Origin of the sequence: Nonlabens tegetincola, from assembly GCF_002954355.1 — a bacterium.
GTDB lineage: Bacteria > Bacteroidota > Bacteroidia > Flavobacteriales > Flavobacteriaceae > Nonlabens > Nonlabens tegetincola.
This window is the reverse complement of record NZ_MQVV01000016.1, coordinates 361,906-387,597: the sequence shown is the minus strand read 5'-3', so window position 1 is coordinate 387,597 and position 25,692 is coordinate 361,906. Positions and strand designations below refer to the sequence as shown.

The following is a 25,692-nucleotide window of genomic DNA, read 5'->3' as shown; positions in this document are numbered from 1 at the left end:
AAATCTATAAATACACAAATTTTATCAGCCTGTGATATTTTAAATGTTTGAAAATAAATCAGATAGTATTTTTTACGCTTTCGCGAAAGCGTAACTCTTCAATTGCATGTTTGTTGCATTTTAGTAAAGGTGATTTTCTTTTGTTTTTTTAAAACAACTTTTACATTTATCGATGTAAACGTTATCGGTTTGTTAATGACAGCGTTTACGAAATCGTTTTCAATTCATAACCAAATTATTTTACATGAATAAGAACTTCATAATAACATTCCTTTTACTTGCTGTGGTTTTTCAATTACACGGTCAAAATCAAAAGGTCGAATTAGTTTCAAATGCTAGTGGTCAAACTCTTACCGTAGATGGTCAACCCTTTATGATAAATGGTATGAATTGGGATTATGTTCCGATTGGAGCAAACTATTCTTATGATTTTTGGTCACAACCGGATGACTTTATTAAAGAAGCTCTTGATGCTGAGATGTCCCTGCTGCAAAATATGAACGTTAATACCATAAGAGTATATAGTGGAATTCAACCTAAATGGGTAACATATATATATGAGAATTATGGAATATACACCCTTCTAAATCATTCATTCGGTAGGTATGGTTTAACTATAGATGGTGTTTGGGTGCCCAACACAGAATATAGCGATCCGAAAACAAAGCGGTTCTTACTAAATGAAGTAAAAAAGCTTGCTAATGAATTTAAGGATACGCCAGGATTATTAATGTTCATGTTAGGTAATGAAAATAATTACGGTTTGTCATGGGGTGGTGCCGAAACTGAAGATGTTCCTATAGGAACTGATGGAACCATTAAAAAGAGAGCTAGGGCTATGTATTCATTAATGAATGAGGCTGTTCTCGAGATAAAATCAATAGTCTCAAACAAACCTGTCGCTATTTGTAATGGTGATTTGTTATTCCTTGAATTAGTGGCAGAACATGCTCCAGATATAGATGTTTACGCAACAAATATGTATCGTGGAGTATCCTTTACCGATGCTTTTGAAAGAGTAAAGAATGAACTTGGCAAACCATTAATGTTCTCAGAATTTGGATCAGATGCTTTTAATGCAATTGCAATGCAGGAAGATCAAAAGATGCAGGCTTATTACATGGTTAATAATTGGAAAGAAATTTATGAAAATGCTGCTGGTTTAGGTAAGGCTCAAAACTCAATAGGTGGATTTACATTCCAGTTCAGTGATGGATGGTGGAAACGAGGACAAACTAAGGATTTAGACATCCATAACACTGAAGCTAGTTGGACTGCTGGTGGTTACACCTTAGATACTAAAAATGGATCTAAAAACATGAATGAAGAATGGTTTGGGATTTGTGCAAAAGGTAGACCTAACGCGAGCGGTTTATACACGCTATATCCTAGAGCATCTTACTACGCTTTAAAAGATGTACATGATTTAAATCCTTATGCTCCAGGTGTTTCATTAATTACTGTATCTGAATATTTTAAGTCAGTAAATCTAATGGAATATGTATTGAAAGCTAGAGGCGATAAAGCTGCGGCCGGAAATGGAGGCGATGGTCAGCTTTTGAGAATAAGTAACCTAAGTGCTAGGTTCACTACATTTAATACTGGTGGTGATTTAATTACTACACCAGACAATCCAGATCCTGATAGTAATGCTTTACCTAATCAACTAGGCTTTGATCACATGCAGTCCTACTTTGTCGGAGTTGAAGGAAAGCCAGCGGCCAACATGAGAGCAGAAGTTAATGTAAACATCACAGGTAATGTTGCTCAAAATCCAATAAACGAGATATTCTACGAAAACCGGGTAAGACCTGTTGTGGTTGATGATACTAATGATGAGGAAATCAATATAAACGATTTAAACAGAGTCCAAATTTATCAAGCAGAATTTGAATGGAATGCCAAAGATTTTGATTTAAGGGGCTTCTATAGAACAGGTCATTATCATTGGGGTTATGAAGGAGATTTCTTTAATTTATATAGAGAAGCAAACTACGGACCTAATCTTGATATTTATGGAGGAGAATTCCTTGGAGCTGAAATAGACGGGAAAGGAATTTTCGAAGGTTTAAAAGCAGCTGTTGGGCCGCAACTTTGGTGGGCAGCAAATCCTACTATGATGTTCAAATACAGGAGACAATTAGGGAAATGGGATGTAGCTGGTGTTTATCAACGTGATTTTGAACGTGATATTGATATTGATCCGAATACTGGAAGAAGAGTCATTGATCCTGTGCAAGCTCGTAGTGGTATTATACCGCCTTGGCCTACTGAGCGTGCTACGATTGCAGTAAATAGACAAGTTGGTAAACTAGGAATTACTGTAGGAGGAATTTGGGGTGGAAGTCCTCTTAATGGTATAAGCTATCAAGATGTAACAGGAACTTCAGGTAATTATACTGTTTTTGAAGACCGCATTCAATCTTCCGATAATTGGGGTGGAAAACTTAAGCTTACTTATGAAAATGGCAATTTTAGATGGTACGGAATGGCCTCTACAATGGGATTAGTGGCCAATGCAGGATCTGATCAAACTCAGACTTTTACAGGATGGAGACTTATCGATAGCGGTAGCGGGAATCAAAATAGTGTATTATCAGGTATTGCTTACAATGTTGGAAACTTTCAAATAGCGCCTAATTTCATGTGGCGTAAACCACTAATTGATGCCATGCCTAATGATGTAGATGGACCTGGAAGATTACGTAACTGGATAGACGATCCTTTTGTTGTTAGAGATGGTAATAGAGAAACAACCGCTGGTGAAATTTTGTTTACTTATGACCCAACTCCAGGAACTTGGATGTATGAATGGGATAATGATAGAGCGGAAGATGCAAAGTTTGCGATGAATTTAGGATTTGTTTACCGTCACTTACCTACTACTATGGATGCTCATATTGGATTTCAAGCAGATCGATCCTTCTTGATATTCCCTAATTCAGCACCAGCTGAAGATTTATGGGAAATTCATTCTAGAATGGTATCCAAGGTGAGCCCTGATTTAGGTTTGATCGCAAACTGGTATTATGGTAATGGTCAAGCAAATGGTGATAGCGACCGATTAATCACAAGATATGGTGGTGATTTGCGAGCTATATATAAAAACTTTATGCTACAAGCTCACGCAAAATTTAACGATTGGGGTCCATACGATTACCATCGAGATTTTAACCTGACATTTCCTTATCAATTTATGGTGGATATTTCAACTAGTATTAGTAAACCAGACTGGTTTATATTACCTAGTACTCGTATAGGTATAAGAGGAACTTGGAGATCATTGAATGAATTCTCACCAAGGTATGCACCAGCGGCTATTCCAGCAGATACTTTCCCTCCAATTAATCCGATAAGCGCAGTAGGTTTTCCAGATGGTTTAGAATGGGAAATCAGAACGTACGTTCACATTAACATAGGTCAATAAAAAATGCAAATGATGAAAAATAGAGTATATAAATTAAAAGCGATCGGTAGTTTTTTAGCTTTAATAATGGTATTAATCAGTTGTGAAAGAGATCTTTCTGATGATGCTGTTGAGGCTGGATTTCCAACTACAGGAGAGATTTTTACTGATAATTTTGTAGCAATGGGAAGCAATTTTTACTTTCCATTTCAAGGTGCAAAACCAGATGTTTTTTCAGTCGATAATCAGGTAGCATATGAAAGTAACTCTTCAATAAGAATAGACGTTCCTAATGCAAATGATCCAGACGGTAGTTTTGCTGGTGCTATATTTAGAAGTGATGCCGGACCTAGAGATTTAAGTGATTACGATGCTTTGACATTTTGGGCTCGCGCAACACAAGGAGTTACAATAGGTGAAATGGGATTTGGTGTTGATTTTGAAGGTGATAGGTTCAGAGTAGCTAGAACTAATGTGAGCCTGAGCACAGCCTGGCAAAAAATTATAATTCCTATTCCTGATGCGTCAAAACTTACTCAAGAAAGAGGTATGTTCTGGTTCAGTGCAGGTACACAAGATACAGGAGGAAATGCCTACACTTTTTGGGTAGATGAGTTACAGTTTGAAAAATTAGGAACCATAGCGCAACCACGACCTCGTATTTTGGAAGGACAAGATCAAGTGACATCTTCTTTTACTGGTAGTGATTTACCTATAGGAGGACTTACTCAAACTTTAAATTCAGCAAATGGAGACATCACGGTTACAGCTGCACCTGCGTATTTTGATTTTTCATCTTCTGATAACAGTGTTGCTACAATTGATTCCAGTGGAATTGCAATGGTAAGTGGACCTGGAACAACTGTTATTTCTGCAAGCCTTGCAGGAATTGATGCAGCAGGATCGTTGACGATCAATTCATTAGGAAATTTTACTAGTGCACCTGTCCCAACAAGAGATCCTAGTAATGTAATATCAGTTTTTAGTGATGCTTACAACAATATTCCGGTAGATTACTATAATGGATTTTTTACACCAGATGGACAGACCACTCAAGGTGGTGCTCCACCAGCTAATTTTGGTGGTGATAACGTCATAACGTATACAGATTTAAACTTTGTAGGTATAGGAACCTTTCTTAATGTTCCTACTGTAAACGCTTCTTCAATGACTCATATACACGTTGATTTACAAGTACGAGAAACTATTGATCCAGGAGATTTTATTAGACTTCAATTAATTAATAACGTAGGTGGTAATGAAAGTTCTGGAAGCGTAACATTAAGTAGTAATCAATTACAAGAAAACCAATGGGTAGGTTTTGATGTGCCTTTGGCAAATTTTACGGGACTAGCATCTAGAGATCAGTTAGGTTTAATTTTCTTCGTTTCAGATAGTACAATTTCAAATCTTTTTGTTGATAATATTTATTATTATACGGTACCTACATCACCAGTAGTTGCTGCACCTACTCCAGTAGACCCTAGTAGTAATGTAATATCGCTTTATAGTAATGCCTATACTAATGTACCTGTGGACACATTTAGAACTCCTTGGTCTTCTGCTGCAACAACGCTCACTGATGAAGTGATAGCTGGCGACGATGTTAAAAAGTACGCTACCCTAGGCTTTGCTGGAATTGAAACTACATCAAATACCATTGATGCAACTGGAATGACACATTTTAGAATTGATACTTGGTCGGCAGGTTACACTCAATTTAATATAAAACTCGTTGATTTTGGAGCTAACGGAGTTTTCGGAGGTGGAGATGATACAGAACATGAGGTTAGCATCACCAGTCCAGCGACCGGTCAATGGGTAAGTCATGACATACCGTTATCAGATTTTACTGGATTAGTAAATAGGGACAATATTGCTCAATACATTATTGTGGCACAGCCATTTGAAGGGACTGATGTTTTTGTAGACAATATTTATTTTAGAAATTAAGAAGATCAAATTATGAAAACATATTTGAAGATTTTATTACCAGCTGTTTTTGTAGCAGCCTTTTATTCCTGTGAATCGGATGATCAACAGCAGGTAACTACCATGAATAGATTAGTGCTAGAGGATAATTTTGATAATCCTGGTGCACCAGATTCTAACCTTTGGGATTATAATATTGGTGATGGAACTGCGCAAGGCATTCCTGGATGGGGAAATAATGAATTACAGTATTACACAGATCGAGCAGAAAATGTCATTGTTGAAGACGGTGTTCTTAAAATAACAGCGCTTCAAGAGAATTTTCAAGGTTCTGGATATACAAGTGCACGTATTTTGACAAAGGGTAAGTTTCAAAAAACCTTTGGGAGATTTGAGGCTCGTATGAAGTTACCATGGGGACAAGGAATTTGGCCAGCTTTCTGGTTATTAGGAGATGATAATAATGGAACTCAAGTCTGGCCACAAATAGGTGAAATTGATATCATGGAGTATCGAGGTCAAGATCCTACCATAGTTTTAGGGACTGTACATGGCCCTGGTTATAGTGGCGCAAATTCGATTTCAAAATCATATGATTTAGTAACCGAAAGATTCGATACAGATTTTCATGTTTTTGGAATTGAATGGGGTCCAGATTACATCAATTATTATGTAGATGATGTTTTATATAATCAAATTACTCCCGATGATGTTCCTGGCGAGTGGGTTTTTAATGATAATGAATTTTATATCATTATAAATATGGCCGTTGGTGGATCTTTCGTTGGATCGCCTAGTTCTAGTACCGTTTTTCCACAGGTTTTAGAAGTCGATTATGTACGGGTTTATGAATAGCAAGTAGGAAATATAAATTTTTAATTCAAGCAGGATAGTTTTTGTTTTTACGCTTTCGCGAAAGCGTAACAATATGAAGCTACTAGGACGATTACATGCCGATTGTTCCAAAATGTTTTTTGTAAAATATTGATTATTATTTAGTTAATGAAGTTAGGAAGTCAAAATATTTCTTTTAAAGAAAAGGAAGTTAAGGGAAGTCTTGTTGATATAAAAGGTGAGAGTTACTACAAAATTAGTAATGTAGATGCGATGCGTCCATTCTTTATGAGTATTGTGAGCGCTTACAATCACTGGATGTTTATATCTAGTAATGGAGGTTTAACAGCTGGTCGTAAGAATAGCGATCACGCCTTGTTTCCATACTATACAGATGATAAAATAACCAGAAATGCTGATTCTACAGGCAGTAAAACGATCATAAAAGCCACAATTGAGAATGAAACCTACCTGTGGGAACCATTTTCTGATAGGTATGAAGGTATATACAAGACTACCAGAAATCTTTATAAAAATAAATACGGTAATAAAGTACTGTTTGAGGAAATTAATCATGATCTTAAGCTTACCATTAAGTATAGCTGGAACTCATCAGATCAATTTGGTTTTGTAAGAATATCAGAGCTACTCAATCATAATGAAACAGCAATACAATGTGAAATTCTTGATGGATTACAGGATTTATTACCAGCAAATGTAGGAGAGGATTTACAAAAAGCATCTAGCAATCTAGTTGATGCATACAAAAGGTCTGAGCTACATGCAGGTTCAGGTATAGGATTACTTACTCTTAGTGCTGTAATCGTAGATAAGGCGGAGCCTAGTGAATCGTTGATGGCAAACATATGTTGGTCTCTAGGACTGGATAATGCAACTTATTTACTTTCTAATAGACAAGTCAACGATTTTAGAAAAGGGAAAAGTCTATTCAATGAGTATGATATTAAGGCAGAAAAAGGTGCCTATTTTAATGGTAGTTTCATTGATCTTGAAGCAAATGAATCCAAAGAATGGATGTTTATTGCTGATGTAGATAAAACCATAGGTGATGTTCATGAAATTGCACAACAAATTGAATCTGATAAAAACCTGTATCAAAACATTCTTGCCTCAATTGAAAAAGGAACTGAACAACTTATAGCTTTAACCGCCGCAAGTGACGGAATACAGTTAACTGAGGACCCATTAATCAATAATAGACATTTTGCAAATACCATGTTTAACATCATGCGTGGTGGAATCTTTGATGAAGGTTATAACATTGAAAAACTTGATTTTAAAAGTTACCTGGAGGAAGCGAATAAACAGGTTTATGCTTCACTAAAGGAGCAAATAGAGAAATTACCTAGTGTTTTTACCTTATTTGATTTACAACACTTTGTAGATGTATCCAGCGATATAGATTTAAAACGACTGTGTTTAGAATATTTACCTTTAAAATTCAGTAGAAGACATGGAGACCCTAGTCGTCCATGGAATAAATTTTCAATCAATACTCGTGATGAAGTAGATGGGTCAAAGATTCTTGACTATCAAGGTAACTGGCGAGATATTTTCCAGAATTGGGAAGCGCTTGCACACAGTTATCCTGAGTTTATGGAAGGAATGATTCATAAATTTTTAAATGCCACTACGTTTGACGGTTATAATCCTTACCGAGTAACAAAAGGAGGATTTGATTGGGAAACGATTGAAGAAGATGATCCATGGTCTTACATAGGGTATTGGGGCGATCATCAAATCATATACTTACTTAAATTTTTAGAGTTTCAAGAAAATTATCACCCAGGAGAATTAATCAGTTATTTCTCTCAGGAATTATTCGTGTACGCCAACGTACCTTATGTTATCAAACCTTATCAAGACATTTGTAATAACCCTAAGGATACGATTGATTTTGATCATAAGGCACAAGAGTATATAGAGAATCAAAGATTAGAAATAGGAGTAGATGGAGCTTTATTAAAAAGCCAAAACGAAACCATTTATAAGGTTAATTTCTTAGAAAAATTACTTGCAACTGTTCTGGCCAAAATGTCAAACTTCATTCCTGAAGCTGGAATATGGTTAAATACCCAACGACCAGAATGGAATGATGCAAATAATGCTCTAGTAGGTAATGGTGTAAGCATGGTAACTCTCTATTACTTGCGTAGGTTTTTGAACTTCACTCATAAAATACTAGATCAATCAGAAGAAGCTACATATTCTTTTTCGCAAGAATTTGTCGTTTATTTCGAGTCACTGCTTACCACATTAAACAATTATGAGAAAGTTCTTAACGGAGCTATTGATAATAAGACAAGGAAATCAATACTTGATGAATTAGGTATCGCAGCAAGTGAGTACCGTCATTTAATTTATAACCAAAGATTTTCAGGTAATAAAACTGAGGTAAAAACCGATACGGTAAAGAGATTTGTACAAATCTCACTCAAATATTTAGATCATAGTATCGTAGCAAATAAGCGTAAGGATAATTTATACCACGCCTATAACTTGATGACTATAAAGGGTGATGAAATAGAAATTTCTTATTTATCAGAAATGTTAGAAGGTCAGGTGGCAGTGCTCAGCTCTGGATATTTGAATGCCCATAAGTCACTTGATGTACTAAACGCCTTAAAACAAAGTTCTTTATTCCGTGTAGATCAATACAGCTATATACTATATCCCAACAAAGAGCTTAAAGGTTTTACTGATAAGAACATTATTCCAAAACATCTAGTTGAATCTTCTCAATTACTTCAAAAACTAGTAGAAAATAATAACAAGCAAATCATTACTCAGGATGTAATTGGAGATTATCACTTTAGCGGTCAATTTAATAATGTCGATAGCCTTCGAAATTCAATTAAAGAATTAGATGAAAGCTATGCACCGTTGATACATCAAGAGTCTTCTTTACTAGAGGAAATTTTTGAAGAAGTGTTTAATCATAAAGAATTTACTGGTAGATCGGGAACCTTCTTTGGTTATGAAGGTTTAGGATCGATTTATTGGCATATGGTTTCTAAGCTATTATTAGCTATTCAAGAAACTGTTTTAGCAGCCATAAAAGAAAACATAGATCCTAAAACTATAGGCTTTTTACTAGATCATTACTATGAAGTTCAAGCAGGAATTGGAGTTCATAAAACACCGCAATTATATGGTGCTTTCCCTACAGATCCGTATTCTCACACACCTGCAACAAAAGGAGCTCAGCAACCAGGGATGACTGGTCAAGTAAAAGAAGATATACTTTGTAGAATAGGAGAGTTAGGTATCATCGTGACAGATGGTAAAATTCAATTTGAACCAAAATTGTTAAGAGCTGCCGAATTTCTCACCTCAAGTACAGAATTTAAATATTTAGATGTAAATCAAGAGGCACAATCTATAGCTATATCTAAAAATTCTCTCGCATTTACCTACTGTCAAGTACCAGTAATTTACCACAAGAGTAAAGAAAATATCATTCGTCTACACCTGTCTGATGGTAATGTTATTGAGCAAGGTGAAAGACAACTTACGGCACAGCACAGTCGTGAGATTTTTAAACGATCAGGGCTCGTGAAGATGATAGAAGTACATGTATTTGAAGATTTAAAATAGAATAGTTTTTACGCTTTCGCGAAAGCGTAAACAATAACCTAAAAATGATAAATAAAAAATGAGAATTCCATTGACATTATTTCTTCTATTACTTCTATTAAATAGTTGTAAAAAAGAAGTCGTGGAACCATCTCTAAAAACCTATAAGAATATGACTGCTCAAGAGTTGTTGTCCCAATCAAATTATCAAGCCATGTGCTATGGTGGATACAGGGAAATGACTCGTGATAAGCAACCAACGATCGATCAAATAAAAGAGGATTTAAGAATTTTAAATGCTATGGATGTGAGACTTATTCGCACCTATAATGTACAGTTGCCGCACGCCACCAACGTTTTGAAGGCAATAAGACAACTAAAAGCTGAAAATCCTGATTTTGAAATGTATGTCATGTTAGGAGCATGGATCGATTGTAAAAATGCGTGGACAGGAAAGCCCGTGAACCACGATATTGAAAGTGAACAAAATGAAGACGAGATAGGCAGAGCTGTAGCCCTAGCTCAAGAATATCCTGACATTATTAAAATAATCGCAGTAGGAAACGAGGCAATGGTTAAATGGGCGACCAGTTATTATGTCCAGCCAGACATTATCTTAAAATGGGTAAAACATCTCCAGGATCTTAAAAAACAAGGACAGCTACCTACCAATTTATGGATTACAAGTTCAGATAATTTTGCAAGTTGGGGCGGCGGCGATACACAATATCATGTACCAGCTTTGAATGAATTGATACGCGAGGTTGATTTTATCTCCATCCATACTTATCCTATGCATGACACGCATTACAACCCTGTTTTTTGGGGTGTCCAAGAAAATGAAGCGCGACTTTCTAAAGAAAAGCAAATCGAAATAGTTATGCAGCAATCCTTGCAGTATGCTATTAATCAGTATGAAAGCGTGGTTAATTATGTACAGAGTATAGGTGAAGATAAACCTGTCTATATAGGTGAAACGGGCTGGGCGAGTTTCTCTAATGAGTTATATGGAAAAACAGGTTCAAAAGCAGTTGATGAATACAAAGCAGGTATTTATTACAAGCTTATAAGAGAATGGTCTATAAAGAATCAGGTTACTTGTTTCTATTTTGAGGCTTTTGATGAGAAGTGGAAAGACGCTGAAAATCCGCAAGGAAGTGAAAATCACTTCGGATTGTTTTCTGTAAACGGTCAGGCAAAATATGCTTTGTGGGACCTCGTAGATCAAGACCTATATAAAAATCTCTCTAGAGATGGTAATCCAATCAATAAAACCTTTAACGGAGATGAGATTGCCCTGCTTAAATCAGTGAGTACACCACCAATAAAAAGAGGACAATAATGAAGAAGAGCTTACTTTCCTTACTTACAATTGGTAGCCTGTTGAGTTGTACAGAGCAAACACCCTTTGATATTACGGTGTATGAAACATCAGCGGCTGGTAACAGTCTTTCTCAGGTTCAAGTTTTTGAACAGTTGGATAGTGTTTCTACCATTAACATTAATCCAGATAAAACATATCAAAAGATTACTGGATTTGGAGGTGCGTTTACTGAAAGTAGTGCTTATCTATTAAACAATTTGAGTAAATCAAAACGGCGAGAGGTATTAGAAGCCTATTTCAGTGCAGATGGTGCAAATTATTCCCTAAATAGAACGCACATGAATAGCTGTGATTTCTCTTTATCCCAATATTCATATGCTCCCGTAGAAGACGATTTGGAACTCCAGCATTTTACTGTTAAAGAGGATGAGGCCGACATTATCCCCATGATTAAAGAGGCTATGAAAATCTCACCCGATGGATTTAAATTGTTTGCATCACCATGGACAGCGCCGCCATGGATGAAGGATAACAAGGAATGGGTAGGAGGAAAGCTACTGCCAGAATATTATGATACGTGGGCATTATTTTTTTCAAAGTACGTAGAAGAATATGAAAAAAAAGGAATTCCTATCTGGGGTTTCACAGTAGAAAATGAACCACACGGTAATGGTGATAATTGGGAAAGCATGCATTACACACCCGAAGAAATGACCCAGTTTGTTCAACATCATTTAGGTCCACATCTAGAGGAAAAGGGATATGGCGATAAAATCATTCTAGGTTATGACCAAAATCGTGCAGGAATTAGAGAATGGGTAGATGTAATGTACGCCTCGCAAGAAAGTTCTAAATACTATGATGGTACGGCTATTCACTGGTATGAAAGTACCTATGAAGTCTTTCCAGAGGAATTACAGTATGCGCATGAAAAAGCGCCTACTAAATACCTGATCGAAACAGAAGGATGTATTGATAGCGAGGTGCCAGTATGGAAGAATGATGCCTGGTACTGGAAAAAAGAAGCTACCGATTGGGGTTGGGATTGGGCACCAGAGGACCAAAAACATTTGCATCCTAAATACGCTCCAGTAAACCGTTATGCTCGAGACATTATTGGATGTTTGAACAATTGGGTTGACGGTTGGGTAGATTGGAACATGGTTCTAGATAAACAAGGTGGTCCTAACTGGTTTAAAAATTGGTGCGCTGCCCCAGTATTAGTAGATACAGAAAGTGATGAGGTGTATTTCACACCGCTTTATTACGTAATGACTCATTTCAGCAGGTTCATAAGACCAGATGCAGTGGTGCTGGATATTAAGTGGACTGATACAGATTTAATCGCTACAGCAGCGCAAAACCCAGATGGATCCATTGTGGTAGTAGTTTTTAATGAAGGAGAGAATAAAATAAACTTTCAATTGAATTTTGAAGGTGTTCGCTTTCGCGAAAGCGAAACTAAAATTACTGTAGACGCTCAAGCAATTCAAACGATTGTAATCAAACCTAAAAATTAACTCATGGCTTATTCAACTTCGACAAAGGTCCCTATGGCTCAAAAAATTGCATTTGGTATTGGAATGTTTGCCAATCAAATGTTTCCTGCCATTTTGGGAATTTTTATGGTAGTACTTGTTGAAGATTTAAAGTTCACAGGTTTGTTATGGGCGATGATTTATTTGTTCCCTAGATTATTTGATGCTATAACAGATCCTATTATGGGATTCATCTCTGATAATACCAAATCTAAATGGGGTAGAAGAAGGCAGTATGTTCTAGTAGGAGGAATTGTGATGGGTATCGCGTACATTTTTATGTGGCAACTATTTAAAGAAAATTCTGTTCAGTATAATTTTTGGTACTTCTTTTCTTGGTCTGCGCTTTTTTATCTGGGACTTACTTTATTTAGCGTTCCTTATGTGGCAATGGGCTATGAAATGAGCGAGGATTTTCATGAACGCACAAATATTATGGCGATTGCTCAATGGATAGGTCAATGGGCATGGGTATTTGCGCCATTATTTTGGATTATCATGTATGATGAATCATGGTTTCCATCTGCCGACGTTGCTGCAAGAGAATTAGCGATCTGGGTAGCGATTCCATGTGCTGTTTGTGCCATTGTGCCTGCTCTTTTTATCAAAAGTAAATCTACTTTGAATGAAGATTATGAGCCACTTACATTAAATAACATAGGTGGAAGTTTTATGAAAATTATTGAGAGTTTTAAAGAGGCTTTCAAAATAAAAGAATTTAAAAAGCTATGTATTTCTACCTTCTTTATTTTCAATGCATTCAATACTGTAGCCTCACTTACTTTTTTTGTAATCGTTTATAAACTTTTTAATGGAAATGCAGGTGATGCTGGTATATGGGTTTCCATGTTTGGGTGTTTGGGAGCACTAGGAACCACCTTTTTAGTAATTCCCGTAGTTGCTCGTATGTCAAAGAAATTTGGTAAGAAAAAGGCCTTTATGATTAGTCAGTTCATTTCCATTATAGGATATGTGATGTTGTACTTTCTTTTTATTCCTGGTAAACCTTGGATGTATATCATTGCCTTACCATTTTTCTCTTTTGGAATAGGTAGTTTATTTACCATTATGATGTCTATGACTGCCGATGTAATAGACATTGATGAATTAAATTCTGGTAAACGTAGAGAAGGGATATTTGGTGCTATCTATTGGTGGATGGTTAAAGTAGGATTTGCTATAGCTGGTGCATTAAGTGGTGTAATTATTTGGATCGTAGGATTTGAAGCCGAAATACCTACAGTGGAACAACAAGCATCAGTCGATGGATTGCATGCATTCTTTTGTTTTTTCCCATTAATAGGTACTCTTATTGCCATGTATGTAATGAAAGACTACAGCGTTACTGAAGATCGTGCCAATGCAATAAGGAAAGAATTAGATAAGAGAAAATCTGATATTGAAAATACAAGGGACACTTATGGTTCAAATAATTTTTTAGATGTCAATTCAGAAATTCAACTACCACCTTATACTAGTCCTTATAATTTTGATAGGGTTGAGCTACCACAAATTAAACTGATGTTTAGAGAACTTCTATCTAAAGGAGTTAAGGGATTATCATTTAGTCCCTATGTTAAGGGACAAAATATAGGAGATTTACTTTCTGAAAATCAGATAAGGAGGCGTATGAAAATTATCCAACCTCATACTGAGTGGATAAGATCTTTTTCATGTACGGAAGGAAATGAGTTAATTCCCAATATCGCTCAGCAATATGGTACTAAAGTTCTTGCAGGAGCATGGATCAGTGAAGATCTAGAACGCAATGAGCAAGAAATCGAGGCATTAATAAAATTGATTCAAAACGATAAAGTACAGGTTGCTGCTGTAGGTAACGAAGTTCTTTTGAGAAATGATATTTCTGAAGAACAACTTATCGAGTACATAAACCGTGTTAAGGCAGCTACAAGTAATAAAGACGTTTTAATAGGCTATGTTGATACCTATTTTGAATATTATCAAAGACCTTCACTAGTTGAGGCTTGTGATATTTTATTAGTCAATTGTTATCCATTTTGGGAAGGAATCGCAATAGATGAATCTTTAGATTATTTAAGAACTATGTATGGTGTTGCCAGTAGTGTTTCTAAAGGTAAAGAAGTTGTTATTGCCGAAACGGGCTGGCCTAGTCAAGGACAGTCGGTTGAGCGCGCACATCCATCTCATTTTAATGCTATCAGATATTTTATTGAAACACAAACCTGGGCTACAGATAATGATGTATCTGTGTTCCATTTTTCATCATTTGATGAATCATGGAAGGTTCGATTTGAAGGTGAATTAGGAGGAAGATGGGGACTATGGGATGAAAATGAAAAATTAAAATATTAATACGAAAATTTAAAATGATTTTGGGATTTGAATGAAACCGTTGTTGTCATAATTAAACTGAAATTTTTAGGCCTTTGGAAATGACATTTTTAATTAAATACAAAATATTTCAAACGATATAGTTGTGTTTTTAAATGAAATTTTCAACTCAACAAAACCTCAACAAACAGGAACTAATAGTGATGAACTATAATATTTTGTCTATGTTAATGATTTGAAAATCAAATAATTGAAAATTGTTGTAATAACAAGAATGTTAATTTTAAACTGTATAATTTATGTATTGTGGATTTATAAGGTAACACAATATCAACATATTAACTTTAAACAATAACTTAAACTCGAAAAAAATGAATAAAATTACTTTTTTACTTTTTGTTTTTATAGGGACTATTGGTTTTTCCCAATCCATGCCTATAGACTTTGAAGTTGCCGAAGATGATGCTTGGGGCGCTTTTAATGGAACAGTGGCTACTGTGTTGCAAGATCCTACGGATGCAAGTAATACCGTTTTAGAAATGATAGGTGCAGGAGTTGATTTTGATGGAGCAGCTCTTAATTTAGATACTTATGTTGATTTATCTGATGATGCTAATAATACCATTTCTTTAAGGATTTGGGCTCCAGATGCCACTACTAGAACACATTTATTGAAATTAGAAGGAGGAAGTTCAGGAGCAACAGAGCTTACCTTTACTACTACTATGATGGGATGGCAAACTGTGAATGTTGATTTTGGACCTGGATTAGGAACTGAATATCCTATTATAGTAATATTCACCGATAGCACTCCTGGAAATACAGCTACAGGAACTTATTATATAGATGATATCAATGGGCCCAACGGAGCAGTAATCCCTAATACTCCAGTGCCAGCAACGGCAGCTCCTAATCCTACTGCACCAGCAGCTGAAGTACTTAGTATTTATTCTGATACTGGTGGATACACCAATACTTGGAATGCTGACTATTCTTTTGGATCAGTGAATACAACTGATTTAGGAAATGGATCGGTTAACAATACTTTATTGTTCAATCTTGCTGCTGGTGGATGGGGACAAGGAACAAATACAGTAACCGACATAAGTGCCTACAACTATTTACAATTTGATTATTGGGCCGATTCTAATTCTACAGAAATTAGATTTTTCTTAATTGATGACAACGGTGGTGTTGTTGAATATTGGTATGAGATTGGCGGTAGTGCTCCGCAAGAAGCGATTGCAAATGACACTTGGACTCATGTAGAGATTCCATTGTCTTTCTTTGAGATGAATGCACCTAATAATCAAGCAGGAACTGGTGGTTTTTCTAAGGCAAACTTACTTCAATGGAAGATAGATGCCTCAGATAATTTACAATCTGATTTTGTTTATGTAGATAATATTTATTTCTCTCAAAATCCAGTAAGCGCTGCACCTACAGCACCTACAGTAGCGGCACCGTCGCCTACTGCTCCAGCATCTGAGGTTATAAGTATGTTTAGTAACGTTTATACTGATGTACCAGTAGATACATGGAATACATCATGGAGTGCAGCTACTTTAATGGATGTTCAAATAGCAGGTGACGATGTTAAATTTTACTCTAACCTTAATTTCAACGGTATAGAAACTGTAACTAACTCTATTGATGCTACAACGCCAGGTATGATGTTTTTTAATATGGATGTTTGGACGCCTGATGCGACTGAGTTTAGAATAAAACTAGTAGACTTTTTAGGTGATGGATTTGGTGGAGCAGGTGATACCGAGGCAGAATTAATCTTTACTCCTGCACAAGGTTCATGGGAAACAATTTCCATTCCTTTATCTGACTTTGCTGCTGCTGGTATGACTTCTTTTACAGATATTAGTCAATTAATCATCGCAGCTCAACCTGCCGGTACGGCAACAGTATATGTAGACAATGTATACTTTTCCCAAAATGCTCCAAACTCTACAGGTGGAAATATGCCAGTAGTTGCTGCTCCAGCTCCTACAGCGCCTCAAGTTGATGTAATCAGTTTGTTCAGTAATGTATATAATGATGTTCCTGTTGATACATGGAATACTTCATGGAGTGCAGCTACATTTTCTGATGTTCAGGTAGCCGGAGATGACGTAAAACTGTACGAAAACCTTGATTTTAATGGAATCGAAACAGTATCAAGTCCAATAAATGCTACCGCAGCAGGAATGATGTACTTCAATATGGACATCTGGACACCAGATGCAACATTGTTCAGAATAAAGTTAGTTGACTTTTTAGGTGATGGATTTGGTGGAGCAGGAGATACCGAGGCAGAACTAGCATTCACTCCTGCTACAGGTCAATGGGTGACTTTATCCATACCTTTATCAGACTTTAGCGCTGGTGGAATGACTTCATTCTCAGATATTAATCAATTCATAATTTCTGCACAACCAGCTGGTGGTGCTACGGTCTATGTTGATAATGTTTACTTTTCTGTAAATCAAGTGGCTAGCAATCAAGATGTTGTTTTAAATGATTATACCGTTTATCCAAACCCAAGCGTCAATCAGTGGAATATTACCTCAAGCAATCAATTAATTGAGGAAATAGCTGTCTTTGATTTAACTGGAAAGATGGTGATGAGCAACAAGGTAAATAGTGAATCAATAACTATTGACGCAAGTTCATTGAGACCTGGGATTTATATAGCACGCGTTACATCGGCTAGCAGTGTTTCAAGTTTAAAATTAGTAAAGGAGTAATTTAGTTTCAAGTTGTAGATTGAAAAAGCCAGCTTTTATAGCTGGCTTTTTTTATTGGATATTATTTTAAATACTTTCCTAGATCTAAAAACTCATACTTAAAAAATTTTACCTGGATTCATGATCCCTTTAGGATCTAATTGGTTTTTAAGCGCTTTCATAATTGCAATTTCAGAATCTGATTTGGAAAATTTCAGGTAGGCTTTTTTATGATTTCCTATACCATGTTCTGCGCTTACAGAACCATTTAAAGTTTCAATTTCTTGATATACAAGATGGTCAATGGCTTCTTTGGTTGATTTACTGGTGTCATTTTTTCCTATCATTAGGTGTATGTTACCATCGGCTACATGGCCAAATGCATATACTTGTGTAGCTATTCCGCTTTCGCGAAAGCGTGAGTAACATCGTGCTATGTAACGTCCTATTTCAGGTATAGGAATACTTATATCAAAATGCTGGTCATAAGGCATGAAATCAACCAAATTATTAACGTCTTCTCTTATTCTGAAGAACCAGTCTACCTCGCTTTGTGATCTGGCTATAACGGCATCTTCTATAATTTCTTCTTCCAGTGCATTCTCCAATAAATGCTCTAGTAATTGAATGTCCTTATCGGGATGAGCTCCTTGGATTTCGATTAAAACATAATACTCATAGTCATAGGGAAGCGGTGGTCTTACTGCATCACTGGCACTTGTTAATTGCTCATAGGTGTTTTTCCAGATAAGTTCAAAACCTGTAAGTTTACCTGATGCTCCTGCATCTATATATTTGAGTAATTGGATAACGCTTTCATATTTTTTTAATCCAGCATAAGCAGCGTACCTACTTTTAGGTTTTTCTACAAGTTTGACAACTGCTTTAGTGATTATTCCTAGAGTTCCTTCACTTCCTATAAATAGTTGTTTAAGGTCATAACCACTATTATCTTTAATAATTTTACGTAGGTTGGATACTATTGTACCATCAGCTAGTACCACTTCTAAACCTAGGATTAATTGGCGTGTCATGCCATATTTTAAAACACGCAAACCACCAGCATTAGTAGCAATGATCCCACCAATTTGTGCGCTTCCGCGAGCTCCAAAATTTAATGGGAATAGTAATTCCTGCTTATCTGTAGCGCGATGTAATTCTTCTAGAATAACGCCAGCTTGTATGGTTGCAGTTCGGCTTTCTGAATCAATTTCTTCTATTTGATTCATTCTTTCGAGAGAAATTACCACGTCGTTCTCTTTGGTTTCAGTGCTACCTACAAGATTTGTTAATCCGCCATGAGTTACTACGGCTAGTCCATGATCATGACAAATTTTAAGGATGGTGCTTACTTGTTGGGTAGATTCTGGTAATAGGACACAAGCTGCTGCTAGTGGCTCATCCATGTGCCATATATGATGATATCGGCTTTTTAAGCCTGCACCGTGAATGATTTGTTTAGTAGATAGGTGATCGGCAAAAAGGGTATGAATCATCCTTTGAAAATTGATTTCAATACATTCATTAAATGCTGTTCCATGATATCATAACTACCATCGGCAGTAAAAAAGTCTTTAACATCATGTAGGATTTTTTCTACTTGAGGTTTTGATAGGTTGTTATGCTTAACGTATTCCTCAATGCGAACTATACTTTTATAATCTGCATCACGTCTAAAAATTAATAGCATTTCTTCATATCGCTCTTTATCAAAGTGCGTTTGCATCCACTTTAATTCTTCACAAGATTGGGAAATATCAATTTTTGAACAATAAAGAATTAAGTAAACACGAAATTGTTCCATAGTCCAGGATAGGTGGTCGGTAGTCATCATAGCTTGGGATTTATGATTAAATATACAACATAAAGATCTTTTAGTTTAACTTTCTATCCACAATTGACCTCGATGTGGTTTAAGGGCATCTCGTACTGGTGGCATAACATCTTCATTAACTCCTAGAAAAGCGATGTAATGATTTTCATTTAATTTTTCAACACCATTTCCTAGGCTATTAATGCCTTCCATAGTTACATACTCCTTTAAATGAATAAGGTGATGCTGTGCTGTTTTTTGTGCATGAGGACCTTTAAAATCCCAAATTAATTTTAGTTTTCTCATAAGACGTAATCACCTGTTTTTACACTTTTTCCAGTTTCGGCAAATATCTTAAAATCTTGCATATGTTGGAGCGTTTGTGAGGTGAAAACCTTCGGGTTTGCTTTGGCTGCTAGTCGCATCATCCCGGTGAATTTAAAGGTAGAACTAGCTTGCCAAAGGGTTACTTTATGTTGTGAGTTGTTGTTTTTAATTACGCTTTCGCGAAAGCGGTTACATTGTTCATTAACTACTCCACGAGTACGATAAGTCGCTGCCCACAAGTGAGGTAAGTCTAAATGTGTGATTTCCTCAATCATTGAAATAGTAGCAACGCTGGTTTTAATTCTCATACTACGTTTACTACCTACTTGACCTGTTTGTGAGCTTAAGTTTTTAAAAGAGATAAGCCCTTTTTGCCAGTGCTGAAAATAATCCTGTTCCTTAAATAACTTCATAACCTCATCGATAGGTTTATGAATTGTAATCTCATTTGAAGTTTTGATCATATTATTATGGTCGTAAATTGTTAATAGTACTTAACACTAAGGGGCAGAAAGGGCTTTGTATAGGAAATCACATTGGTTATTTTTGCATGCTTATGAATCCAGGCTCTATGAATAAATTATTTGTTTTTTTATTTGTAATAGTAAGTAACTTAATACTTGCTCAAAATATTGATGACAAAACATTTTTAGTAATTGATGGTCAAGAATTTGACGCTGGTACTTTCAAGCGCTTGTACTTAAAAAATATTGATATAGTACAGGATGAATCTCAAAAAGACATAGATAATTATTTAGAACTGTACATCGATTATCGTTTAAAACTTATGCAAGCCTATGAACTAGGTCTTGATAAAGAGCCTGAATATTTAAATGAGATAAAAAAACAACGATCAAGTCTAGCGAAGAATTACCTTACTGATAACGAGGTGACTGATGCTTTGGTCCAAGAGGCGTACAACCGAAGTATTGAAGAGGTTAACGCCAGTCATATTATTGTTAAACTAGATAAAGGATCTTTACCACAGGATACATTAAAAGCTTACAATAGAATTTACCAACTATATCAAAGAGCACAAAAGGAAGATTTTGCAAAATTAGCACGTGAAACTAGTGAAGGCCCTAGTGCAGGAAATGGCGGTGAGTTAGGATGGTTCGGCGGATTTAGAATGACTTATGATTTTGAAAGTGTGGCTTTTAAAACTCCCGTAGGATCTATAAGTAAACCTTTTAGAACTGAGTTTGGATACCATATTTTAAAGGTGAACGATCGCAGGCCTAATCGTGGTGAAGTTACGGTTGCCCACATAATGACCTTTGATAAACCAAATGCTACAACCCAAGATGCTGCAACAAGAATTCAAGATGTTTATAAGCAGTTAGAATCGGGTAAAAATTTTGGAGAATTAGCAAGAGAATTTTCTGATGATTTAAATAGTGCCACAAAGGGTGGTGAGTTAACTCGATTTGGTACAGGCGGTTTGAATAGTGTCATATTTGTAGATAAAGCCTTATCTATTGAAAAGGAAGGATCTTATACAAAACCCTTTGAAACCAAATTTGGTTGGCATATTGTAAAATTGTTGGAAAAGCATGACTTGCCAAAATTTGATGAGATTAAGAAGACTCTAGAAAACAAAATTAAACGTTCTCCTAGGTCAAGAAAGATTACCAAATCATTTGTAAATAAATTGAAATCTAGCTATCAAGTTCCACAAAAATTAAAGGTGCCAGATTATATTTTAAAGGAATTTAATGATAGCATTCTAACGGGTCAATGGTTGCAAAATGTTGAGGATAGAGAAAGGAAAGTTCTGACTATTAATGATACAGATATCATGTCATTTGACTTTTTCAATTTTGTTGAAAATCAGCAAATGAAGAATCCGCAATTTTACAAAACTGTTAATGAACAAGTTCAGTTTTACTTTGATTTATTTGTTGATGACCAAGTCATGAACTATTATGATAAACACCTAGAGCGTGATAACAAGGATTTTGCATTTGTGTACAACGAGTTTAAGGAAGCAAACCTGCTTTTTAACCTTATGCAGAAAAAAATATGGAACAAGGCAAAGGAAGACAGCATCGGTCAACGAGATTATTACAACAAGCACAAGGAAAAGTATGAGTGGAAAAGAAGGCTGGACATCATTTTGACTCAAAATACTAGTAAAGAGGTTGCTACTGAGGTACAACAAATGCTCAAAGATCAAATACCAGTTGATGAAATTAAAGAAAGCCTAAATGAAAATGGTAGAGTAAAGGTAATTGTGAGTACTGGAGTAGTAGAAGAGAGCTTTAATAGATTACCAGACAATTTTGAAGTCAAGGAAGGCGTTTCTACTATATATCACAATGAAGGAGATAGTTTTTACAAAGTAGTCTATGTAAAGTCCATTAAACCTTCTGCTCCTAAAACCTTTGAAGAAGCTATAGGTAATGTAATTAATGATTATCAACAGCAATTAGAAAAGGAGTGGTTATCCTCGTTAAGGAAGGATCGTAAAATTAAAGTGAAGAAAAACATCTTCAAGAAAATTAAAAAACAACTAGCATCTTATAGTGAATAGATATTTATATTTCATATTACTAGTATTCTCTATCACTTCATGCGATTACTTTGTAAAAGAGGCTGATACTAATGCAGTGGTTACCGTAGGGAAACATATTTTGACTGCGTCAGATATCAATGAGCAGCTTCCTAGTGATTACACTGTTGAAGATAGCATTGCAATTATCTCTAGATACGTTGACAATTGGGCAACCGAAAAACTCATGTATGATCAGGCGTTGTTAAATATCGAAGAAGATAGGCAGGAACAATTAGATCAATTGGTTAATACGTATAAAACGGAACTATTTACACAGGAATATCTTACGAAAGTAATTAAGCAAAATCTTGATACTATCATCAATAAAGAACTGATAGCTGAGTACTATGAAGATAAAAGTGAACAATTTTTACTTAATGAAGACGTCATCCAGTACTTGTACGTTTATGTCGATAACAATTATCCAGACATCAATAAATTGAGAGCACTTATAGGTAACGCTGGCGAAAAAGAGATCAATCAATTGGATAGTTTGAAGTTAGGATTCAAGAGGTTTTACTTCAATGACACAACATGGGTTAAAAAGAGTGAAGTCTATGACAAAGTAAAGGCTATTAACCCTAATAATGAGAAATGGTACATCAAAGAAGGAAGTTCCTTCAAATTAGAGGACAGTCTTGGTGTATATTTGGTGAAATTCAAAAAAATAAAGAAAAAAGGAGAGGAAGCGCCTTTGGAATACATAGCGCCTGTAATAAAACAGATTTTACTCAATAGAAGTAAAGTGCAGTATGTAAAAAGACTTGAAAAGGATATTTTGAATGATGCAAAACAAAGCAATGAAATTAAAATTTATAAGTAGTGTACTAGCAAGTTTGTGTTTTTGGTTAAATACAACAGCGCAAACACAAACAGATGTAGCTGCTACGGATCGTGAAAACGTTCAAGAAACGTATTTACAACTACAAGATTCTGTAAAACCTAGTAACACAAACCGTTTTTTGATAGATGGTGTAGCTGGAGTGATAGGTGATTATGTAATATTAGATAGTGATATTAAAAAGCAGCAATCGCAAGTTGAACTACAACAAGGAAATTTAAAACTTTCAAAGTGTGAACTCATTGAAAGTCTTATCCGTGAAAAAATGTATGCCCACCATGCTATTCAAGATAGTATTAATGTTAGTGATGCAGAGGTAAGAAGCCGTACTAATGATATGTTGCGTTTCTTTAGACAAAGATTAGGTAGTGATGAAGAAATAGTAAAATACTACAACAGGGAAAGTATGGATGCCGTTATTGCCGAGCTTAATAAACTTAATCGTGACGGTCTTCTAGCTAACCGCATGCAGCAACGACTTACTGAGCAAGTAGAAATTACACCAGAAGAGGTTAGGCAATTTTTCTATAACATTCCAGAGGACGAGAGACCACTCTTTAATACTGAAGTAGAATTTTCTCAAATCATCGTTAAACCACAACCGGCAGAAGAAGATGTTAAGGATGTAATTTCAAAATTAAATAGATACCGTGACGACGTTATAAACAACGGCGGTAATTTTGCTGCAAAGGCTGCATTGTACTCTGATGATACAGGAACCGAAAGACAAGGTGGTATTCTAAGTCTAACAAGAAAGGATCCTTTTGTGGCAGAATTTAAAGAAGTAGCTTTTTCAACACCAGAAGGTGAAGTATCAGAACCATTTGAGACTCAGTTTGGGTGGCATATCGTTTATGTAGAAAAAATTCGTGGTGATTATCGTGATGTTCGTCACATACTATTACGTCCGTTTATCTCTACTACCCAAGTGAATAAGGCTCGTGAAGAACTTGACAAAATGCGTGACAAACTTATCATTGGTGACATCACGTTTGAAGATGCTGCCAAAGAAATAAGCGATGAAGAAGAAACTTCAAAAAATGGTGGAATTTTAACCAATCCATCAACTGGTGATAAAAGATTTGATCTTACAAAAATTGATCCGTCTTTATCAGCTCAGTTGCAATTTCTGGAAGAAGGAGATGTGAGTGGTATTATTGACGAAAAAGACGATTTAGGTAGAGTGTTTTTCAAGATTTTAAAAGTTAATAAGCGTATTGAGGATCATAAAGCAAACTATACTCTCGATTTTCTTAAAATTAAAGATTTAGCCTTGCAAAAGAAACGTGTAGACAAAATACGTGAATGGCAAGAAGAGAAGTTACAGGATACCTATATTAAGATAGGCGATCAGTTTAAAGAATGTGATTTTGTGGTAGACTGGACAAAATAATTTTCAAATCAAGTATGTGATTAGTATGCTTTCGCAGAAGCGTAATAAAAACAATCTAAATTAATAAACCAACAAACTATGTCTGATGTAGCAGCGATTGATAATCTAGTCAAAAAGCACAAAGAATTAAAAAAGGAAATAGGAAAAGTCATCATTGGTCAAGAACGAGTGATCGACGAAATTCTTATCTCCATTTTTTCTGGAGGACATGCTTTACTAGTAGGAGTTCCAGGGCTAGCCAAAACACTTATGGTGAATACAATTTCACAAGCTCTAGGACTACAATTCAAACGCATACAGTTTACGCCAGACCTTATGCCTAGTGATATATTAGGAAGTGAAATACTGGACGAGAATAGGACCTTTAAATTTATAAAAGGACCTGTGTTTTCTAATATTATTCTAGCCGATGAGATCAATAGAACTCCACCTAAAACTCAAGCAGCCTTACTAGAAGCTATGCAGGAGCGCAAGGTTACAGTTTCAGGTCATAATTATGTTTTAGATAAACCTTATTTTGTACTTGCCACACAAAACCCTATAGAACAGGAAGGAACTTACCCTTTACCAGAAGCGCAATTGGACAGGTTTATGTTTTCTATCAAACTCGAATACCCTAGCTTTGAAGAAGAGGTAAATGTTGTAAAATCTACTACAAGCGACCACAAACCAACTGTAAATCCTTTATTCACAGCTCAGGAGATTATTGATTTTCAGCAATTGGTACGCCGTATTCCAGTAGCAGATAATGTCATTGAATACGCAGTAGGACTAGTAGGGAAAACAAGACCTAATGGTGAAAATGTTCCTGAAATCATAAAGGAATATATAGATTGGGGTGCTGGACCACGTGCATCGCAAAATCTTATTCTAGCTGCCAAAACTCACGCAGCTGTTAATGGTAAGTACAGTCCAGATATTGAAGATGTACAAGCAGTAGCAAACGGTATCTTACGTCACCGTATTATTAAAAATTACAAGGCCGAAGCAGAAGGTTTTACAGAAGAAAGTATCATTGCCCAAATCCTGTAATAACAATTTCTACTAGAAATTAATTATTCGTTTTAAATTTTGGTTAATGCTAATCGACGGAAACGTTGCTT

General features: G+C 35.7%; 16 protein-coding genes. 12 read left to right on the top strand and 4 right to left on the bottom strand.

Annotation, left to right across the window (positions count from 1 at the left end):
• Nucleotides 1–244: 244 nt before the first annotated feature.
• From BST93_RS11205 to BST93_RS11170, 8 genes are all read left to right on the top strand, one after another.
• A complete protein-coding gene (locus tag BST93_RS11205) occupies nucleotides 245–3,427 on the top strand; it encodes a glycoside hydrolase family 2 TIM barrel-domain containing protein (protein WP_105019227.1) in 3,183 nt (1,060 codons plus the stop codon).
• 9 nt (nucleotides 3,428–3,436) lie between these two features.
• A complete protein-coding gene (locus BST93_RS11200) occupies nucleotides 3,437–5,359 on the top strand; it encodes a carbohydrate-binding protein (protein WP_181072615.1) in 1,923 nt (640 codons plus the stop codon).
• Between the two features lie 12 nt (nucleotides 5,360–5,371).
• Nucleotides 5,372–6,193: a glycoside hydrolase family 16 protein gene (locus BST93_RS11195; protein WP_105019226.1), complete on the top strand. Its 822-nt coding sequence runs from the start codon at nucleotides 5,372–5,374 to the stop codon at nucleotides 6,191–6,193.
• Nucleotides 6,194–6,340: 147 nt separating this feature from the next.
• Nucleotides 6,341–9,790, top strand: a complete 3,450-nt coding sequence (locus tag BST93_RS11190; protein WP_105019225.1) for a 1,3-beta-D-glucan phosphorylase, GH149 family — start codon at nucleotides 6,341–6,343, stop codon at nucleotides 9,788–9,790.
• Nucleotides 9,791–9,848: 58 nt separating this feature from the next.
• Nucleotides 9,849–11,111 (top strand): glycosyl hydrolase family 17 protein, encoded by a 1,263-nt coding sequence (locus BST93_RS11185; protein WP_146105020.1) that lies wholly within the window; start codon nucleotides 9,849–9,851, stop codon nucleotides 11,109–11,111.
• Nucleotides 11,111–12,613, top strand: coding sequence for a glycoside hydrolase family 30 protein (locus BST93_RS11180; RefSeq protein WP_105019224.1), 1,503 nt, complete (start codon nucleotides 11,111–11,113; stop codon nucleotides 12,611–12,613). Before BST93_RS11185 ends, BST93_RS11180 begins: the two co-directional genes overlap by 1 nt.
• Before the next feature lie 3 nt (nucleotides 12,614–12,616).
• Nucleotides 12,617–14,965, top strand: coding sequence for an MFS transporter (locus tag BST93_RS11175; protein ID WP_105019223.1), 2,349 nt, complete (start codon nucleotides 12,617–12,619; stop codon nucleotides 14,963–14,965).
• A gap of 350 nt (nucleotides 14,966–15,315) precedes the next feature.
• Complete coding sequence (locus tag BST93_RS11170) at nucleotides 15,316–17,682, top strand: T9SS type A sorting domain-containing protein (protein WP_105019222.1); 2,367 nt, start codon at nucleotides 15,316–15,318, stop codon at nucleotides 17,680–17,682.
• A 98-nt stretch (nucleotides 17,683–17,780) separates the two neighbouring features.
• Here BST93_RS11170 and BST93_RS11165 read toward each other — a convergent pair whose 3' ends face one another.
• From BST93_RS11165 to BST93_RS11150, 4 genes are read right to left on the bottom strand one after another with little or no spacing between them, the layout of a single operon-like run.
• Nucleotides 17,781–19,157, bottom strand: a complete 1,377-nt coding sequence (locus BST93_RS11165; protein ID WP_105019221.1) for an FAD-binding oxidoreductase — start codon at nucleotides 19,155–19,157, stop codon at nucleotides 17,781–17,783.
• Nucleotides 19,154–19,495: a hypothetical protein gene (locus BST93_RS11160; protein WP_146105019.1), complete on the bottom strand. Its 342-nt coding sequence runs from the start codon at nucleotides 19,493–19,495 to the stop codon at nucleotides 19,154–19,156. The genes BST93_RS11165 and BST93_RS11160 overlap by 4 nt, the downstream gene beginning before the upstream one ends.
• 45 nt (nucleotides 19,496–19,540) lie before the next feature.
• A complete protein-coding gene (locus BST93_RS11155) occupies nucleotides 19,541–19,780 on the bottom strand; it encodes a hypothetical protein (RefSeq protein ID WP_042279447.1) in 240 nt (79 codons plus the stop codon).
• A complete protein-coding gene (locus tag BST93_RS11150) occupies nucleotides 19,777–20,265 on the bottom strand; it encodes an SRPBCC family protein (RefSeq protein WP_258150529.1) in 489 nt (162 codons plus the stop codon). The genes BST93_RS11155 and BST93_RS11150 overlap by 4 nt, the downstream gene beginning before the upstream one ends.
• A 107-nt stretch (nucleotides 20,266–20,372) precedes the next feature.
• Here BST93_RS11150 and BST93_RS11145 point away from each other — a divergent pair, with 107 nt between their 5' ends.
• The 4 genes from BST93_RS11145 (at nucleotide 20,373) to BST93_RS11130 (ending at nucleotide 25,621) form a co-directional block, all read left to right on the top strand.
• Entirely contained in the window at nucleotides 20,373–22,334 is a 1,962-nt protein-coding gene (locus tag BST93_RS11145; protein WP_105019290.1) for a peptidylprolyl isomerase, read from the top strand.
• Nucleotides 22,327–23,178 carry a hypothetical protein gene (locus BST93_RS11140; RefSeq protein ID WP_042279439.1) on the top strand — a complete coding sequence of 284 codons (852 nt, stop codon included), beginning with the start codon at nucleotides 22,327–22,329 and terminating at the stop codon, nucleotides 23,176–23,178. Before BST93_RS11145 ends, BST93_RS11140 begins: the two co-directional genes overlap by 8 nt.
• Complete coding sequence (locus BST93_RS11135; RefSeq protein ID WP_105019289.1) at nucleotides 23,156–24,589, top strand: peptidylprolyl isomerase; 1,434 nt, start codon at nucleotides 23,156–23,158, stop codon at nucleotides 24,587–24,589. Before BST93_RS11140 ends, BST93_RS11135 begins: the two co-directional genes overlap by 23 nt.
• Nucleotides 24,590–24,667: 78 nt before the next feature.
• A complete protein-coding gene (locus BST93_RS11130) occupies nucleotides 24,668–25,621 on the top strand; it encodes an AAA family ATPase (protein ID WP_105019219.1) in 954 nt (317 codons plus the stop codon).
• The last annotated feature ends 71 nt before the right edge of the window (nucleotides 25,622–25,692 follow it).

Excerpts from the sequence above, each read along its gene's own strand:
- BST93_RS11155 (WP_042279447.1), bottom strand. The coding sequence starts at position 19,780 with ATGAGAAAACTAAAATTAATTTGGGATTTTAAAGGTCCTCATGCACAA.
- BST93_RS11160 (WP_146105019.1), bottom strand. The coding sequence starts at position 19,495 with ATGATGACTACCGACCACCTATCCTGGACTATGGAACAATTTCGTGTT.
- BST93_RS11180 (WP_105019224.1), top strand. The coding sequence starts at position 11,111 with ATGAAGAAGAGCTTACTTTCCTTACTTACAATTGGTAGCCTGTTGAGT.
- BST93_RS11165 (WP_105019221.1), bottom strand. The coding sequence starts at position 19,157 with ATGATTCATACCCTTTTTGCCGATCACCTATCTACTAAACAAATCATT.
- BST93_RS11135 (WP_105019289.1), top strand. The coding sequence starts at position 23,156 with ATGAAATTAAAATTTATAAGTAGTGTACTAGCAAGTTTGTGTTTTTGG.
- BST93_RS11145 (WP_105019290.1), top strand. The coding sequence starts at position 20,373 with ATGAATAAATTATTTGTTTTTTTATTTGTAATAGTAAGTAACTTAATA.
- BST93_RS11190 (WP_105019225.1), top strand. The coding sequence starts at position 6,341 with ATGAAGTTAGGAAGTCAAAATATTTCTTTTAAAGAAAAGGAAGTTAAG.
- BST93_RS11130 (WP_105019219.1), top strand. The coding sequence starts at position 24,668 with ATGTCTGATGTAGCAGCGATTGATAATCTAGTCAAAAAGCACAAAGAA.
- BST93_RS11150 (WP_258150529.1), bottom strand. The coding sequence starts at position 20,265 with ATGATCAAAACTTCAAATGAGATTACAATTCATAAACCTATCGATGAG.
- BST93_RS11195 (WP_105019226.1), top strand. The coding sequence starts at position 5,372 with ATGAAAACATATTTGAAGATTTTATTACCAGCTGTTTTTGTAGCAGCC.
- BST93_RS11185 (WP_146105020.1), top strand. The coding sequence starts at position 9,849 with ATGAGAATTCCATTGACATTATTTCTTCTATTACTTCTATTAAATAGT.
- BST93_RS11205 (WP_105019227.1), top strand. The coding sequence starts at position 245 with ATGAATAAGAACTTCATAATAACATTCCTTTTACTTGCTGTGGTTTTT.
- BST93_RS11170 (WP_105019222.1), top strand. The coding sequence starts at position 15,316 with ATGAATAAAATTACTTTTTTACTTTTTGTTTTTATAGGGACTATTGGT.
- BST93_RS11175 (WP_105019223.1), top strand. The coding sequence starts at position 12,617 with ATGGCTTATTCAACTTCGACAAAGGTCCCTATGGCTCAAAAAATTGCA.
- BST93_RS11200 (WP_181072615.1), top strand. The coding sequence starts at position 3,437 with ATGATGAAAAATAGAGTATATAAATTAAAAGCGATCGGTAGTTTTTTA.